This is a genomic window from Pseudomonas sp. LBUM1671 (assembly GCF_059695685.1).
The window spans coordinates 223080-239944 of sequence record NZ_CP166782.1 but is presented as its reverse complement, the minus strand read 5'-3'; the positions used below and the strand labels follow the sequence as shown (position 1 = coordinate 239944).

Here is a 16865-nt window from a genome sequence, read left to right as displayed (position 1 = left end):
ATGGCGGTGTGTCAGACGACGCATATGTTGACTGACACTCCCTCATCGCGAGCAGGCTTGCTCCCACAGGGATTGTGCAGTTCTTTACTGACCGGCATGGCTTGCGCGGTTGCAAAAACCAGGCGAAAACGCCAGTTTTAACTTCACCCTTGTAGACCGTCTTGCCCACCCCCATATTGGGGCGACTGACGCGTGAAGGAATCCAACTTGAGCGAACTTCTCAACCGCCGCCTGGCTCTGCTCGGCGAGCGCGCTAACCTCTCTCTGCTCGAACAGTGCCTTCACGGCATCGAACGTGAATGCCTGCGCGTGACCGGCGAAGGTCGCCTGGCGCAAACGCCGCACCCGGAAGAATTGGGTTCCGCGCTGACCAATGAACAAATCACCACCGACTATTCCGAGTCGCTGCTGGAATTCATTACCCCGGCCCTGCCAGACCCGGCCGATACGCTGGCGAGCCTGGACAAGATCCACCGCTTTGCCTACAGCAAGCTCGGCAACGAGTTTCTGTGGAGTCCATCGATGCCGTGCCCGTTGCCGGCCGAGGAAGACATCCCGATCGCCTATTACGGCACGTCCAACATCGGTCAGCTCAAGTACGTCTACCGCAAGGGCCTGGCCCTGCGGTACGGCAAGACCATGCAGTGCATTGCCGGGATTCACTACAACTTTTCCCTGCCCGAGAAGCTCTGGCCGCTGCTGAGCGAGACTGAAGGCTTTGTCGGCACCGACCGCGACTATCAGTCGTCGGCCTACATCGCGCTGATCCGCAACTTCCGCCGCTACAGCTGGCTGCTGATGTACCTGTTCGGTGCTTCGCCGGCGCTGGACGCCGGTTTCCTGCGCGGTCGTTCGCACCAGTTGGAACAACTGGACCCGGACACGTTGTATTTGCCGTACGCCACCAGCCTGCGCATGAGTGACCTGGGTTACCAGAGCAACGCCCAGGCCGGCCTGACGCCGTGCTACAACGATTTGGCCAGCTACACCGACAGCCTGCGCAAAGCGGTCGCCACGCCGTATGCGCCCTACGTCGAAATCGGCACGCATCAGGACGGTGAGTGGGTTCAGCTCAACACCAACATCCTGCAGATTGAAAACGAGTACTACTCCAACATCCGCCCGAAACGCGTGACCTACACCGGCGAGCGGCCGATCCAGGCACTGGTGGCCCGTGGCATTCAGTACGTCGAAGTGCGTTGCCTGGACATCAACCCGTTCCTGCCGATGGGCATCGACCTCACCGAGTCGCGCTTCCTCGACGCGTTCCTGCTGTATTGCGCGCTGAACGACAGCCCGCTGCTGACCAATACTTCGTGCGGCAACGCGACCTCGAACTTCCTCAGCGTGGTCAAGGAAGGTCGTCGTCCGGGCCTGCAATTGCAGCGCGATGGTCAACCGGTCGACCTGAAGGAATGGGCCGGCGAATTGCTGGAGAAGATTGCGCCTTTGGCAGCGTTGCTGGATCAGAGCCATGGTGGCGATGCCCACAGCAAGGCATTGGATTCGCAACTGGCCAAGGTCAAGGACTCGTCCCTGACGCCATCGGCCCAAGTGCTGGCGGCGATGGCGGAGCACAAGGAGAGCTTTGCTCAATTCTCCCTGCGCCAAAGCCAGGCGCATGCGGAGTTTTTCCGCAGCGAGCCGTTGAATAGCGAAGACCAGGCGAAGTTTGAAGAACGCGCCCGTTCCTCTCTGGCTGAGCAAGTGGAGCTGGAGCAGAACGAAGTCGGCGATTTCGATGTGTTTGTCGGGTCGTACCAGGCGAGCATTCTGGCGATCAGCAACTAATCTGCAATCTCTCTGGTAACAGGGTTTTCTGTGGCGAGGGGATTTATCCCCGTTCGGCTGCGAAGCAGTCGCAAGCTATTCGATTCGGTTTTACTGATGCACCGCGATTGAAGGTTTTGGGGCCGCTTCGCAGCCCAACGGGGATAAATCCCCTCGCCACAAAAGCAATCCACAGTAACGGGCCTTAGAATTTTCCGCTCATAAGCTCATTCTAAAAAGTTATTTATTTTAGGATTCTTATATCATTTAGTCTCCTTTTCATGCCGACTCTCGGTCGCCTGACAAGGAGCTTCTCAATGAAACTGACTTTCCCCCTTCGCCTCCTGGCGGCCGCGTCTCTGGCTGCGGCGAGTTTCTTTGCCCAGGCGGCTGACGTCACCGTCGCCTACCAGACCACCGTTGACCCGGCGAAAGTCGCCCAGGCCGACGGCGCTTACGAAAAAGCCACCAACGCCAAAATCGACTGGCGCAAATTCGACAATGGCGCCGACATCATCGCCGCCATCGCTTCCGGCGATGTGCAGATCGGCTACCTCGGTTCCAGCCCCCTGACGGCGGCCATCACCCGCAAAGTCCCGGTCGAAACCTTCCTCATCGCCACCCAGATCGGCGCCGCCGAAGCCCTGGTCGCCCGCGACGGTTCCGGGATCAAAACCCCGCAGGACCTGATCGGCAAAAAAATCGCTGTGCCATTCGTTTCCACCGGCCACTACAGCCTGCTGGCGGCGCTGAAGCACTGGAACATCGACCCGTCGAAAGTCACCGTACTCAACCTCGCTCCGCCCGCCATCATCGCCGCATGGAAACGCGGTGACATCGACGCCACTTACGTGTGGGACCCAGCACTCGGCGTCGCCAAGGAAAACGGCAAGGTGCTGATCACCTCCGGCGAATTGGCCAAGTTCGGCGCGCCGACCTTCGATGCCTGGATCGTGCGTAAAGACTTCGCCGAGAAGCACCCGGAAATCGTCACCGCGTTCGCCAAAGTGACCCTGGATGCCTACGCCGATTACCGCAAAGACCCCAAAGCCTGGCTCGCCAATCAATCCAACGTAGACAAACTGGTGAAACTCTCCGGCGCCAAAGCCAGCGACATTCCGTTGCTGCTGCAGGGCAACGTCTTCCCGCTGGCGGCGGATCAAGTGATCACCCTCGGCGCGCCGACTACCAAGGCCATCACCGACACCGCTGTGTTCCTCAAGGAACAAGGCAAGGTCGAGGCTGTGCTGCCGGACTACGCGCCGTACGTCAGCGCCAAGTACATCACCAACTAATCGGGAGTTAACCGCGATGGCTTTGCTACAGCTGGAGCGCATCAGCGCACAGTACCCCGGCGCCGCCGAACCGGTACTGGCGGATATTTCCCTGAGTCTGGGGCCCCAGCAATTGCTGGTGGCCCTCGGCCCGTCCGGCAGTGGCAAGACTTCGCTGTTGAACCTGATTGCCGGTTTCGTCGAGCCCAGTGCCGGGCGCATCACCCTCGATGGCGTGCCGGTCAAAGGCCCGAGTGCCGAGCGCGGCGTGGTGTTCCAGGATGACGCCCTGCTGCCTTGGCAGGACGTATTGACCAACGTCGGTTTCGGTCTGGAACTGGCGGGTGTGTCCCGAGATAAACGCGAAATCCGCGCTCGGGAAATGCTCGCGCTGGTGGACCTTTCCGGCTTCGAAAATCGCCGCATCTGGCAGCTCTCGGGCGGTCAGAAACAGCGTGTCGGTTTGGCTCGAGCCCTCGCCGCCGACCCGCGCGTGTTGCTGATGGATGAACCCTTCGGCGCCCTCGATGCCTTCACCCGCGAACAGATGCAGGAGCTGCTGCTACAAGTCTGGCAGCGCACCGCCAAACCGGTATTCCTGATTACCCACGACATCGAAGAAGCGGTGTTCCTCGCCACGGATTTGATTCTGTTGGCGCCGAATCCCGGGCAAATCGTCGAACGCCTGAGCCTGGATTTTGGCCAGCGTTATGCGGCCGGTGAGTCGGCTCGCTCGATCAAGTCCGACCCGCGCTTCATCGAAACCCGCGAACACGTGCTCGCCAAAGTGTTCTCCCAACGCAGCACCGCCCAGCGGCAGGAGCGCGCATGAGCAGTTATGAAATTCCCGCTGTTGCGGTGAAACCGGGCTCCACGGTCATTCCCGTCCGTCGCAGTTTGAGCACGCGCTGGATCAGCGTCCTGACGCTAGTGGCGCTCGTTGTCATTTGGTGGGCCGTCACCGCCACCGGCATGATCGAACCTCTGTTCTTGCCACCACCGGCCGCCGTGCTGCAAAAAGGCTGGCTACTGGTGACCACCGGCTACATGGATTCAACGTTGTGGCAGCACTTGGGCGCGAGTCTCAGCCGCATCGGTCTGGGCCTTGGCTTCGCCGTGCTGACCGCCGTGCCGGTCGGCATCGCCATCGGCCACAACCGCATCGCGCGCGGCATTCTCGATCCGCTGATCGAGTTCTACCGCCCTATTCCACCGCTGGCTTATCTGCCGCTGATCGTGATCTGGTGCGGCATCGGTGAGCTGTCGAAAGTCTTGCTGATCTACCTCGCGATCTTCGCCCCGATTGCCATCGCTACCGCGACCGGCGTGCGTACCGTCGACCCGGCCAAATTGCGCGCCGCGCAATCGTTGGGCGCGACCCGGGCGCAGTTGATTCGCCATGTGATTCTGCCGAGCGCCTTGCCGGATATTTTGACCGGCGTGCGCATCGGTCTGGGTGTGGGTTGGTCGACGCTGGTTGCTGCCGAACTGATTGCTGCCACCAGCGGCTTGGGCTTCATGGTGCAATCCGCCGCGCAGTTCCTGGTCACCGATGTGGTGGTGTTGGGGATTCTGGTCATTGCACTGATCGCCTTCGCCATGGAAATGGGCCTGCGCGCCCTGCAGCGCAAACTGGTGCCGTGGCACGGCCAGGCTCACTAAAGATTTGTCATTGACCATGCCGACAGCTCGGCACCCTGGATTGAAGAGAAAGACCATGAGTAACCTGACCATCGTTCCCCTCAGCTACGCCCTCGGCGCGCAAATCAGCGGCATCGACGTGAGCCAGCCGCTGAATCAGGAACAGCGCGATGCCATCGAGCAAGCGCTGCTCAAGCATCAAGTATTGTTCTTCCGCGACCAGCCGATCACACCTCAGCAGCAGGCACGATTCGCCGCAAACTTTGGCGATCTGCACATCCACCCTATCTACCCGAACGTGCCGGAACAGCCCGAAGTGTTGATCCTCGACACCGCCGTCACCGACGTGCGCGACAACGCGATCTGGCACACCGACGTGACCTTCCTGCCGACCCCGGCCATGGGCGCGGTGCTGAGTGCCAAGCTGTTGCCGGAGTTTGGTGGCGACACGTTGTGGGCCAGCGGCATTGCGGCGTATGAAGCGTTGTCGGCGCCGCTGAAAAGCTTGCTCGAAGGGCTGACCGCCACTCACGATTTCACTCGCTCGTTCCCGCTGGAGCGTTATGGCAACACGCCTGAAGCATTGGCTCAGTGGGAAGAAGCGCGCCGCAAAAATCCGCCATTGTCGCACCCGGTGATTCGCACGCATCCGGTGAGCGGGCGTCGGTCGTTATTCGTCAATGAAGGCTTCACATCGAAGATCAATGAGCTGTCGGAAACCGAGAGTGAAACGATTCTGAAGTTTCTGTTTGCTCACGCAACGCGGCCAGAATTTACGATTCGCTGGCGTTGGCAGAAAGACGATGTGGCGTTCTGGGATAACCGCGTGACACAGCATTACGCCGTGGATGATTACCGGCCGGCACGGCGGGTGATGCAGCGGGCTACGGTGTTGGGGGATGTGCCGTTTTTTAACTGAACCCTGATTTCTTTATTGACTGGTCTGGCCCCTTCGCGAGCAAGCCCGCCCCCACATTTGGAATGCGTTCCCCTGTGGGAGCGGGCTTGCTCGCGAAGGCGACATGACAGGCGCCGGAAGACCCGGCGCCGAACACTATTCAGCCGTCGAAGGCTTCTCCCAAAGATTGATCCCACCCTCTTGGGCAAACCGATCAATCTCCGCCAGCTCCTCAGCACTAAAGCTCAAATTCTTCAACGCCCCGACGTTCTCGATAATCTGCTCCGGCCGGCTCGCGCCGATTAGCGCCGAAGTCACGCGCGGATCGCGCAGCGTCCACGCCAGCGCCAGTTGCGCCAGGCTCTGACCGCGACGCTTGGCGATTTCGTTGAGCCCACGCACATGGGCGATGTTGGCTTCGGACAGATGAGATTCCTGCAACGAACCACCACCCGGACGGTTGACCCGAGCATCCTTCGGAATGCCATTGAGGTATTTGTCGGTCAACAAGCCCTGCGCCAGCGGCGTGAATGCAATCACACCGGTGCCAAGTTCGTCGGTGACATCCAGCAGGTCCTTTTCCACCCAGCGATTGAGCAGGTTGTACGCCGGTTGGTGAATCAGCAACGGCACTTTCCACTCTTTCAACAGCGCCGCCATCTCACGGGTTTTCACCCCGGAATACGACGAGATACCGATGTACAACGCCTTGCCCTGCTGCACGGCAGTAGCCAGCGCACTGGCGGTTTCTTCCAGTGGCGTGTCCGGGTCGAAGCGATGGGAGTAGAAGATGTCCACGTAGTCCAGGCCCAGGCGTTGCAGGCTCTGGTCGAGGCTGGCCAGCACGTATTTGCGCGAACCGCCGCCCTGACCGTAAGGACCGGGCCACATGTCCCAACCGGCCTTGCTCGAGATGATCAGCTCGTCGCGGTACTGCTTGAAGTCTTCACGCAGCAAACGACCGAAGTTGATCTCGGCGCTGCCGTACGGCGGGCCATAGTTGTTGGCCAGGTCGAAGTGGTTGATGCCCAGGTCGAACGCGGTGCGCAACAACGAACGTTGAGTATCGATCGGCGTGCTGTCGCCGAAGTTGTGCCACAAGCCCAGGGACAGCGCCGGCAGCACCAGACCGCTGCGGCCCACGCGGCGGTAAGGGATAGAGTCGTAGCGGTTTTCGGCAGCGGTGTAAGTCATCGAATCCTCTCTTGTCTGTCTTGAAGTTGGTATCGACTGCTTCGCAAGTTGCCCAGCATACGCCCAGACAAACGCCGATAAACCTCGGACTCGAGAAAATGCTGAAACGTTTCACAGATTTTTAATCCTTCAACGTTTAAGCCGACAACTCACGTAGCGCGGCAGCCGCCAAAAAGCCAGACCTTGAGCTATATCGCTGATCCCGCCTGACCGTCTGATCGATACGCTCAAGCAACTGCTCCGGCAATGTGGCATTGAAACGCACTGACTTACCGAAGTACGGCGTGATATCGAACTCGACCACACCCCACACGCCACCAGCGTAATCGGGATTATCAAGGTGAGCATCGATCTCGCGTATCTGAGGAAGTGGATCGCCATCGGCGACCAGGCCTTCATAGTGCAATGACAACGCCTCTTTTACGTTTTCAAATGCCTGCGCCACAGTAGCGCCTGCGGAGAAGCAACCCGGTACGTCCGGGATAATCACTCCGTAGTCTGAGTCGGCATCCTTGTGCAGAACGACCGGGAATTTCATTTCGGTGAGCCCTTCCTGTGATGTGGCCTCTTCGAGGCTCTCGTTTCCGATCTCGGGCCTCATTTCAGACCCGCCTGTTTCAATATGCTGTTGATCGTCCCTTTTGGAAGATCCGAGTCAGGGTGTTTTATCGTCACCCTTCCGGGCTTGCCCGGATGCTTGTACTGATGGTGACTGCCTGCGCAGGTTGGAGATGCGTTTTCCGATCAGCGCCAAATCACTCAAGGTGCCGGCGCGCAGGACGCAGTCGACGCCTTCTGCGATCAGGTCGACAAAGCGGTCGGCCTCGCTGATGGACAGTAGGAATCACCGCCATGACCCCTCAAACTTCGAAAGTTGCCCTCGTGACCGGCGCCCCCCGCGGCATCGGCGCGGTGATCGGATTCGGCTTGGGTCAATGGACAGATTCTGCGGGCTAATGGTGGATTGGTTTAAGCTGGTTTGCAGGCAGGCCAGACGCCTTCGCGGGCAAGCCCGCTCCCACAGGGGACGCCGGTAAACACAAGCATTATGTTCACTGACGATCCCTGTGGGAGCGGGCTTGCCCGCGAAGGCGATCTAAAGGGCAGCACACATCTAAAGGACGGAATGCATCATGCACACCGCGATCATCATCACCTTCGGCCTGATCCTGCTGGCGCTGATGCTGTTCATCGGCGAGAAAATCGGCTTCAGCCGCCAGACCCTGGCCTACAGTTTTGTGGTGCTGTGGCTGGCCCTGACGTTGATCAACGGCGCGGTCGGCATGGTGCATGCCGGTCAGCCGTTGAGCACGGAACTGGTGGTCGGCAGCGCCGTGTTCGGTGTACCGGTAGCGGCGATGGTGCTGTTCATGGTGCTGAGCACTGAAACATGAGCACCACCGCCCCGGCGATCAACGCACCAGATGCAAGAACTGCAGGTGCCGTTCGTACTGATCAAGGATGTCGTTGATGATCTGTTCCTTGGTGTAACCCACCAGATCGTAGTCCTGACTGCCCTCGCTCAAATGCACTTCAGCACGGTAATAACGACGGTTGTTGAGTTCCTTGGAACCCATGCCGCCACGGGCAAACGATGGCGTGAAGTAACCACGCATCTGCACCTGATAGATAAAGGGATGCTCCTCGCCGTGACCGATTTCCAGGCTGACGTTGTCGTTGGCCGGGTCCGGCTGAGTGACCACGTTCAAACCCTTCTCGACGAACACCGCACTCACCTCTTCAATCGCCGGGCGCACCGTCGTATCGAGGAATCGATAAACCTCATCGCGAGACGGGAAATGCACGGCCTGAGTCAAGCGCTGACGCCAACCGCCACGCCGCGAACCGGACACCGGTGCCAGGGAATGCAGCTGTGCGATCTGTTTCTGCGACTCCAGGTAGAACGCCTTGTGCAGCCCCCACATCATCAGCAGCAAAATCATCGAGAACGGCAACGAGGTCAGCACCACCGCTGACTTCAGCGCATCGATGCTGCCGGAGAACAGCAGCGCACTGGTTACCAGCGCGGTCATGGCGCCCCAGAACACCCGCAGCCATTTCGGCCCGTCTTCATCCGGATTACCGCCCTTGGCGGACAGCGTCGACAGCACCACGGTGCCGGAGTCGGCCGAGGTGACGAAGAACACGAAGCTGATGAACACCGTGACCGCAATCACGGTTTTGCTCCACGGATAGGTTTCCAGCAGCAGGTAGAGGGTCATCGACGGGTTGTCGACGGCCGACATGCCGAGCGCGGTCATGCCGTGGTTGAGCACCTGGTCGATGGCGCTGTTGCCGAAGATCGACATCCACGCCAGGGTGAAACCGAGCGGAATCAGCAGCACGCCGAAGACGAATTCGCGGATGGTCCGGCCACGGGAAATCCGCGCGATGAACAGACCCACGAACGGCGACCACGCAATCCACCAGGCCCAATAGAACACGGTCCAGCCGCCCAGCCAGTCGCTAGGCTTGTCGTAGGCGTACAGGTCGAAACTCTTCATCGGCAAGGCGCCGAGGTAGTCGCCGATGTTCTGAATCAGAGTGTTGAGCAGGTGCTGAGTCGGGCCAGCGAACAACACGAACAGCAGCAGTGCACAGGCCAGCAGCATGTTGATGTCGGACATCACCCGCACGCCCTTGTCGACGCCGGACACCGCAACGATGATCGCCGCGCCCATCATCAGCGTGATCAGGCCGACCTGAATCCACTGGGTGTGAGCGATGCCGAACAGATAGTCCAGGCCCGAGTTGAGGTGCAACACCCCGAAGCCCATGTCGGCGCCGAGGCCGAACACGGTGGCGATGATGCCGAAGCCGTCCACCGCATATCCGATCGGGCCGTTGATGCGCTTGCCGATCAGCGGATAGAGCGCCGAACGCAGGGCCAGCGGCAGGTTGTGTCGATAGGCAAAGTACGCCAGCGCCATGCCGACAAAAGCGAACACGCCCCAGCCGTGCAAGCCCCAGTGCAGAAACAGAATCTGCATCGCCTGCCGCGCCGCATCCGCCGTGCCGGCCTCGCCTTGGGGCGGTTGCGCCAAGTGGGTCAGCGGTTCGGACACACAGAAGAAGAACAGCGTGATGCTGATCCCGGCGGCGAACAGCATGCCGGCCCAGGACAGGTAACTGAATTCGGGTTCGTCGTGGTCGGCACCGAGCTTGATCTTGCCGTAGCCGGACAAGGCGGTGACCACCACGAAGACCAGATACAGCGTCATCGCGAGCATGTAATACCAGCCGACCGTGTTGGCCGCCCAGTTTTGCGCTTCCAGCAGCCAGGCGCCGGCCTGTTCAGGCATGGCGATGACAACGATGCCGAACAGCAGGATGAAAGTCGCCGCGAAGTAAAACACCGGCGGATTCATGCGGACCTGGCCGCTTGGAGGGAGGGACGATGCACTCATGGAAGGTGCACCTCGAAGGGGTGAAACAGGGCAATCAGTAACGGACTCGGCAAGGCAAGCCTCCTGTTGTGAACGGGCAGCAAACCGGCGGTTTAACTTGAATGAGCGTTCAAGTTAAACATGAATAGGGTGCTAAGGACTAATCGCAGGGCTCGGCGGTACGTTCTGTACGCTAGCTCAAGGATGGGTATGACGGGGGATTTGGAGGATTCGTTCAGCGGGAAATTAGCTAAATGCCAGTATTTCGGATCGGCTTGACACCATTCGCGAGCAAGCCCGCTCCCACAGGTTTTGTGTAGCTCACAAATTTGTCGTTCGACACAAAACCCGTAGGAGCGAGGCTTGCCCGCGAAGAGGCCAGTCCAGTCAACCAATATTCCGGCCCTTACTTCTGCGTCCCATCATCATGTTGCAAATTCGCCTGCGTCAGGTTGCAACCCGGCGGCACGCTGCGGGTCAGCCAGACATTGCCGCCAATGGTCGAACCCTTGCCGATAGTAATCCGCCCCAGAATCGTCGCGCCGGCATAGATCACCACATCATCCTCGACAATCGGATGCCGCGGATGGCCCTTCTGCAACTGGCCGTCCTCATCCGACGGGAAACGCTTGGCGCCCAAGGTCACGGCCTGGTAAATCCGCACGCGCTCACCAATGATTGCCGTCTCGCCGATGACCACACCGGTCCCGTGATCGATGAAGAAGCTGCGACCGATCTGCGCGCCCGGATGGATGTCGATACCGGTGGCCGAGTGGGCAATCTCTGCGCTGATCCGCGCCAGCAGCGGCAACCCGGCGCGGTACAAATGGTGCGCCAGACGATGGTGGATCACCGCCAGAATCCCCGGATAGCAAAGCAGCACTTCATCGACGCTACGGGCCGCCGGGTCGCCGTGATAGGCCGCCAGCACATCGGTGTCCAGCAGACTGCGCAGCCCCGGCAATGCGAGGGCGAAATCCTGAATGATCGCAATGGTCTTGGCCTCGACTTCGGTGTCGGCTGCGGCACTGTGGCGAGCGGCGTAACGCAGTTCGAGTCGCGCCTGCGCCAGCAACGCGTTCAACGCGACATCCAGCGTGTGGCCGACGTAGAAGTCTTCACTCTCCTCACGCAAATCCACCGGCCCCAGACGCATCGGAAACAGCGCACCGCACAGCGCTTCAAGAATCTCCGCCATGGCGGCCCGGGAAGGCAATTCGCGACCGCCCTGCTCACCGCTGGCACGGCCGTTTTGCGCACGCCACTGATCGCGCGCCGTACGCAGTTGGCTGACGATGGTCTGCAATTGCCAATGGCTGGAACGCTCGCTCACGGTAAAAACTCCTCACGGGCGGCCGGACTGTCTGGCCGCGCTATCGACAGTTACTTTACGGCAAGGTCCGGAAGCCGAATTAAGAACCAATAGTGCTGTGTTCAGCACTTTTGGATATATAAGATTGGCGGTTGCCCACGCATATAGGCGTGCCTATAGTCCTGACATCTCCCTTGGCCAGTACGGACCCATGATCAAACAACAGCTTGCCCGCTTTAACCGCCTCGACCTCCTCGGCCACCCTACCGCTCTGGAAAAACTCGAACGCCTGTCGACCTGGCTCGGTCGCGATCTGTACGTCAAACGCGATGACCTGACACCGCTGGCCATGGGCGGCAACAAGCTACGCAAACTTGAATACCTGGCGGCCGATGCCCTGGCCCAGGGCGCCGACACATTGATAACCGCTGGCGCGCTTCAGTCCAACCACGTGCGCCAGACCGCCGCCATTGCTGCCAAGCTTGGCCTGAGCTGCATCGCACTGCTGGAAAACCCGTTGGGCACCGACGACGCCAACTATCTCGGCAACGGCAATCGGCTGCTGCTGGACCTGTTCGATGCCAAGGTCGAGCTGGTGGAAAACCTCGACAACGCCGACGAGCAATTGCAGGCCCTGGCCGATCGTCTGCGCAATAACGGCAAGAAGCCGTATCTGGTGCCGATTGGTGGCTCCAACGCACTGGGCGCTTTGGGTTATGTGCGCGCAGGGCTGGAACTGGCGGAACAGATCAAGGACACCGGCCTGGAATTCGCCGCCGTGGTCCTGGCCTCGGGCAGTGCCGGGACCCACAGTGGTCTGGCGCTGGCACTGAGTGAAGCACTGCCGGATTTGCCAGTGATTGGTGTCACGGTTTCCCGCAGCGATGAAGATCAGCGCCCAAAAGTCCAGGGCCTGGCCGAGCGCACTGCCGAGTTGCTGGGCGTGAGCCTGCCGGCGAGTTTCAAGGTCGAGTTGTGGGACGAATATTTCGGCCCGCGTTATGGCGAGCCGAATGCCGGGACACTGGCGGCGGTGAAGCTGTTGGCGAGTCAGGAAGGGTTGTTGCTGGATCCGGTTTACACCGGGAAAGCCATGGCCGGGTTGCTTGATGGCATCGGTCGTCAGCGCTTTAACGAGGGCCCGATCATCTTCCTGCACACGGGCGGGGCGCCGGCGTTGTTCGCCTACAAAGATTCGCTGACCAGTTGAAGTATTCCGTGGCGAGGGAGCTTGCTCCCGTTGGGGTGCGCAGCATCCCCAAGACCTGCACCACGGTTTCTCAGTTGTACGCGGAGACTGCGTTTGCGACTGCTGCGCAGTCGAACGGGAGCAAGCTCCCTCGCCACAGGGGATTGCGTGAGTTTCATATGCAATAAATGAATAACAAACTCAATATTCATTATTTTCTTATCTAAATCCGCCATCATATAGTCACGCCGCAGGCGAATTTGCAGCGAGACGCATACGCTGCTTTAGGGCAGGATATTGCAGTCGTCCAAATCCCGATTTTGCCAACATTCCTAAAAGCGTCTTCATAAGAAAACACAGGGGCTTGTCATGAATTTTTCCGCACTACGTCGAAATCTGCTGGTCGGTTCGCTGGGCCTGGCGCTGAGCGCCGGCCTGCTGGGGCAAGCGGTTGCCGGTGAGCAGCTGCAAAAAATCAAAGACGCAGGCGTGATCAACGTCGGTCTGGAAGGCACCTACCCGCCGTTCAGCTTCGTCGACGCCGACGGCAAACTGGCCGGTTTCGAAGTCGAGTTCTCCGAAGCCCTGGCCAAAGAGCTGGGCGTGAAGGTCAAACTGCAACCGACCAAATGGGACGGCATCCTCGCGGCACTGGAATCCAAGCGTCTGGACGCGGTGATCAACCAGGTGACCATCTCCGAAGAGCGCAAGAAGAAGTATGACTTCTCCGAGCCGTACACCGTTTCCGGGATTCAGGCGCTGGTTCTGACCAAGAAGGCTGCGGAGCTGAACATCAAGTCTGCCGCCGATCTGGCCGGAAAAAAAGTCGGTGTAGGCCTGGGCACCAACTACGAGCAGTGGCTCAAGGACAATCAACCAAAAGCCATCATCAAGACCTATGACGATGATCCGACCAAGTTCCAGGATCTGCGTGTCGGCCGCATCGACGCCATTCTGATCGATCGCCTCGCCGCGCTCGAATACGCTAAAAAGGCCAAGGACACTACCGCCGCCGGCGAAGCGTTCTCCCGTCAGGAAGCCGGTATTGCCCTGCGCAAAGGCGAGCCTGAGTTGCTGGCTGCGGTGAACAAAGCCATCGAGAAGCTGCGTGCCGACGGTACGCTGAAAAAGCTTTCGGAAAAATACTTCAGCGCTGACGTCACTCAATAATGGAAGAAGCTTTCCAACTCGCACTGGACTCCCTGCCCTTCCTGCTCAAGGGGGCCTACTTCACGGTCATCTTGAGCCTGGGCGGGATGTTCTTCGGCCTCATGCTGGGCTTCGGCCTGGCACTGATGCGCCTGTCGCGCTTCAAGCTGGTGAGCTGGATCGCCCGCATCTACGTGTCGTTCTTTCGCGGCACGCCGTTGCTGGTGCAACTGTTCGTGATCTATTACGGCTTGCCGCAATTGGGCATGGAACTCGATCCGCTGCCGGCGGCCCTGATCGGCTTCTCGCTGAACATGGCCGCTTACGCCTGTGAAATCCTGCGTTCGGCGATCAGCTCCATCGAGCGCGGTCAGTGGGAAGCTGCCGCCAGCATCGGCATGACCCGTGCGCAGACCCTGCGCCGGGCCATCATTCCGCAAGCGATGCGCACCGCATTGCCGCCGCTGGGCAACAGCTTCATTTCGCTGGTCAAGGACACCGCGCTGGCCGCCACCATCCAGGTGCCGGAGCTGTTCCGCCAGGCGCAGCTGATCACAGCACGCACCTTCGAAGTGTTCACCATGTACCTTGCCGCCGCGCTGATCTACTGGATTCTGGCCACGGTGCTCTCGCACCTGCAGAACAAGTTGGAAGAGCGGGTCAATCGGCACGACCAGGAGTCCTGACCCCATGATTGTCGTGGAAAAACTGACAAAGCAGTTCAAGGGTCAAGTCGTGCTCAACGGCATCGATCTGCAAGTGAAGGAAGGTGAGGTCGTCGCGATCATCGGGCCTAGCGGTTCGGGAAAAACCACGTTCTTGCGCTGCCTGAATTTTCTCGAAGAACCCACCAGCGGCCGGATCAAGGTCGGTGACATCGAGATCGATGGCAGCCGCCCGTTGAACCAGCAGCAAAGCCTGGTGCGACGCTTGCGTCAACACGTCGGCTTCGTGTTTCAGAACTTCAACCTGTTCCCTCATCGCACCGCCCTGGAAAACGTCATCGAAGGCCCGATCATCGTCAAGAAGATCCCGCACGCCGACGCCGTTGCCCTGGGTAAAAAGCTGTTGGCCAGGGTTGGCCTGGCGGGCAAGGAAGATGCTTACCCGCGACGCCTCTCAGGAGGCCAGCAACAGCGCGTGGCGATTGCCCGTGCGCTGGCGATGGAGCCGGAAGTGATTCTGTTCGATGAACCCACTTCGGCACTCGATCCGGAGCTGGTGGGTGAAGTGCTGGCGACCATCCGCAGCCTGGCCGAGGAGAAGCGCACCATGGTCATCGTGACCCACGAAATGGGCTTTGCCCGGGACGTGGCGAACCGCGTGGTGTTTTTCGACAAAGGTGTGATCGTCGAACAAGGCGAAGCCAAAGCGCTGTTTGCCAATCCGAAAGAAGAGCGGACGAAGCAGTTTCTCAGCAAGTTTCTGAATAACGCCCACCACTAATACCGCTTCATCATTTGTTAACTTCCATGGACGGAAGTGACAACTATCCCCGCCACTAAATCTCGCAACACCCTCGTTACCAACCCTCGAACGATAGATAAGTTTCCAACGCTGCGTGCGGTACATATATATGTCCTGCAACAGATTTAACTCGCCTACAATTCGCATAATCAAGCGCCCTCACCAAGCACGCGGTCGCCGCCACACACGCCTGAAAATTAATAAATACGCGGCCAAATTCGACAGAGCGGTGCAGCTTATTAACTTTAAAGCGTAGGATTTTTCTGAATAACACTAGATCCCATACTTAACTAGCCAGTTCTATTGACACCTATACAAGCGCACTCTTATCTAGTCTCCAACCGGCGTCGACCATCGTTCCCAACCCATATTTAAACTTGCAAGTAGTGAACAACTTTGTTGCTCGGTAATACACGCCTTTCGATCTTTCAGAAACGGACTTCGCTGCAAGGCTTCAAGGAGAAACCCATGACAAGCACCTCGAATAAATCCGGACTTGCGGCCCCTACCCTGGCGCAATCCCACAAGACCGGCATCAATGTCACGTCGGCGGCCCATCTGCTGATCGACGTGGCGCCCTACCCCGGCATGGACGAAGGCGACCTGATCGAACTGTTCTGGGACAACTGCTACGTCGCCTCCCGCGTGATCACGGCCGATGAGGTCGGCGAAGCCGTCAGCCTGCGTGTGCCGCAAAGCTTCATCGCCAATGGCGCCTCCTGCATTCACTACCGCGTCATGCAGGTCGGGCAAGGACCGGCGCTGTCGCTGGCCACGCGGGTACAGATCAAGCTCGATTGCCCGGGCGGCCAGCCGCTCACCCTGTGCGGTCACGACAACGAGCACCTGGCACCGGTGGGCATTCCCGAAACCATTCGCCGCCAGGGGGTCAATCCGAACCAGATCAAGCGCGGCGTGCCATTGACCATCGAGCCATACCTGAACATGGCCGTCGACGATGAAATCACCTTGCGTTGGGGGGATGTGCGCATGGACTTGCCGCAGCTCAAGGCTGATGAGGTGGATAAGCCGATTCAAGTCTGGGTGCCGCCGGCGATCATCCTCGAAGCGGGCGAAGACCTTCGGCTGGAAGTGACTTACTGCATCCTCGATCGCGTGGGCAACAACTCCGGCTGGGCACCGCCGCGCAGGCTCAAGATCGGTTGCAACAATCCCTATCTGAAAGTGCCGTTCAAAGAAGAATTGAAAGCCGCCGAAACGCGTAAACCCTGAGATCCCCTGTAGCAGCTGCCGAGCCTGCGAGGCTGCGTTCGGCTGCGCAGCAGTCGTGAAAACCGAGCACGCGGTCTTATGAAATACCGAGTTGGCTGGTTTTGCGACAGCTGCGCTGCCGAACGCAGCCTCGCAGGCTCGGCAGCTGCTACAAGGCAAGTGTTGCGCTACGAACAGACGCCCTTCTATGTATATTCCCAAAAGTTAGTTTATTTAATTTTTATACACGCTTAGGGTATATACACCGGACCACCGGACATTCTTGATTTTCGTTCGCCGCCTCCATCGCGGCGACTCCATGAGATGTGAGGTAGGTATGGTCCGGAACACAATCACCCCAGTGCAGATCGCC

15 protein-coding genes and 2 pseudogenes are annotated in these 16865 nt (G+C 59.3%); 11 read left to right on the top strand and 6 right to left on the bottom strand.

Annotated elements, in window-relative coordinates:
* Positions 1 to 207 precede the first annotated feature (207 nt).
* The 5 genes from gshA to tauD all read left to right on the top strand — a co-directional run bounded on the left by gshA (position 208) and on the right by tauD (position 5604).
* Positions 208 to 1791: a glutamate--cysteine ligase gene (gene gshA, locus ACA060_RS01090; RefSeq protein WP_109627323.1), complete on the top strand. Its 1584-nt coding sequence runs from the start codon at positions 208 to 210 to the stop codon at positions 1789 to 1791.
* Between the two features lie 296 nt (positions 1792 to 2087).
* Positions 2088 to 3065: a taurine ABC transporter substrate-binding protein gene (gene tauA, locus ACA060_RS01085; RefSeq protein ID WP_109627321.1), complete on the top strand. Its 978-nt coding sequence runs from the start codon at positions 2088 to 2090 to the stop codon at positions 3063 to 3065.
* Between the two features lie 16 nt (positions 3066 to 3081).
* Complete coding sequence (gene tauB / locus ACA060_RS01080; RefSeq protein ID WP_497314919.1) at positions 3082 to 3876, top strand: taurine ABC transporter ATP-binding subunit; 795 nt, start codon at positions 3082 to 3084, stop codon at positions 3874 to 3876.
* A complete protein-coding gene (gene tauC, locus ACA060_RS01075; protein WP_497314918.1) occupies positions 3873 to 4706 on the top strand; it encodes a taurine ABC transporter permease TauC in 834 nt (277 codons plus the stop codon). Before tauB ends, tauC begins: the two co-directional genes overlap by 4 nt.
* A 55-nt stretch (positions 4707 to 4761) precedes the next feature.
* Positions 4762 to 5604 (top strand): taurine dioxygenase, encoded by an 843-nt coding sequence (tauD, locus tag ACA060_RS01070; protein ID WP_497314917.1) that lies wholly within the window; start codon positions 4762 to 4764, stop codon positions 5602 to 5604.
* Between the two features lie 135 nt (positions 5605 to 5739).
* Here the strand turns inward: tauD and mgrA are convergent, their stop codons facing one another.
* The 4 genes and pseudogenes from mgrA to ACA060_RS01050 all read right to left on the bottom strand — a co-directional run.
* Positions 5740 to 6777 (bottom strand): L-glyceraldehyde 3-phosphate reductase, encoded by a 1038-nt coding sequence (gene mgrA, locus ACA060_RS01065; protein WP_102593420.1) that lies wholly within the window; start codon positions 6775 to 6777, stop codon positions 5740 to 5742.
* 136 nt (positions 6778 to 6913) lie between these two features.
* Positions 6914 to 7378, bottom strand: a complete 465-nt coding sequence (locus ACA060_RS01060; RefSeq protein WP_497314916.1) for a type II toxin-antitoxin system HicB family antitoxin — start codon at positions 7376 to 7378, stop codon at positions 6914 to 6916.
* Positions 7375 to 7494, bottom strand: a pseudogene (locus ACA060_RS01055) (type II toxin-antitoxin system HicA family toxin); the annotation flags it as partial. The pseudogene ACA060_RS01055 and the gene ACA060_RS01060, both read right to left, overlap by 4 nt.
* A pseudogene (locus tag ACA060_RS01050) lies at positions 7493 to 7615 on the bottom strand (LysR family transcriptional regulator); the annotation flags it as partial. The pseudogenes ACA060_RS01050 and ACA060_RS01055, both read right to left, overlap by 2 nt.
* Before the next feature lie 295 nt (positions 7616 to 7910).
* Between ACA060_RS01050 and ACA060_RS01045 the strand changes: the two are divergent.
* Positions 7911 to 8171: a hypothetical protein gene (locus ACA060_RS01045; protein WP_497314915.1), complete on the top strand. Its 261-nt coding sequence runs from the start codon at positions 7911 to 7913 to the stop codon at positions 8169 to 8171.
* 18 nt (positions 8172 to 8189) lie between these two features.
* On the opposite strand, the gene betT is transcribed toward ACA060_RS01045, so the two are convergent.
* Together betT and epsC are read right to left on the bottom strand one after the other, a co-directional pair.
* Positions 8190 to 10145, bottom strand: coding sequence for a choline transporter BetT (gene betT / locus ACA060_RS01040; protein ID WP_169857611.1), 1956 nt, complete (start codon positions 10143 to 10145; stop codon positions 8190 to 8192).
* Between the two features lie 424 nt (positions 10146 to 10569).
* Positions 10570 to 11496, bottom strand: a complete 927-nt coding sequence (epsC, locus tag ACA060_RS01035) for a serine O-acetyltransferase EpsC (protein WP_109627305.1) — start codon at positions 11494 to 11496, stop codon at positions 10570 to 10572.
* Between the two features lie 190 nt (positions 11497 to 11686).
* Between epsC and ACA060_RS01030 the strand changes: the two genes are divergently transcribed.
* The 5 genes from ACA060_RS01030 to ACA060_RS01010 all read left to right on the top strand — a co-directional run bounded on the left by ACA060_RS01030 (position 11687) and on the right by ACA060_RS01010 (position 16513).
* Positions 11687 to 12685 carry a D-cysteine desulfhydrase gene (locus tag ACA060_RS01030; RefSeq protein ID WP_497314914.1) on the top strand — a complete coding sequence of 333 codons (999 nt, stop codon included), beginning with the start codon at positions 11687 to 11689 and terminating at the stop codon, positions 12683 to 12685.
* A gap of 348 nt (positions 12686 to 13033) precedes the next feature.
* On the top strand, positions 13034 to 13834 hold the full coding sequence (gene tcyJ, locus ACA060_RS01025; protein WP_109627301.1) for a cystine ABC transporter substrate-binding protein: 801 nt from the start codon (positions 13034 to 13036) through the stop codon (positions 13832 to 13834).
* A complete protein-coding gene (tcyL, locus tag ACA060_RS01020; protein WP_084318303.1) occupies positions 13834 to 14499 on the top strand; it encodes a cystine ABC transporter permease in 666 nt (221 codons plus the stop codon). Before tcyJ ends, tcyL begins: the two co-directional genes overlap by 1 nt.
* A 4-nt stretch (positions 14500 to 14503) precedes the next feature.
* Positions 14504 to 15259, top strand: a complete 756-nt coding sequence (tcyN, locus tag ACA060_RS01015) for an L-cystine ABC transporter ATP-binding protein TcyN (RefSeq protein ID WP_497314913.1) — start codon at positions 14504 to 14506, stop codon at positions 15257 to 15259.
* A 489-nt stretch (positions 15260 to 15748) separates the two neighbouring features.
* Entirely contained in the window at positions 15749 to 16513 is a 765-nt protein-coding gene (locus ACA060_RS01010; RefSeq protein ID WP_497314911.1) for a hypothetical protein, read from the top strand.
* Positions 16514 to 16865 lie beyond the last annotated feature (352 nt).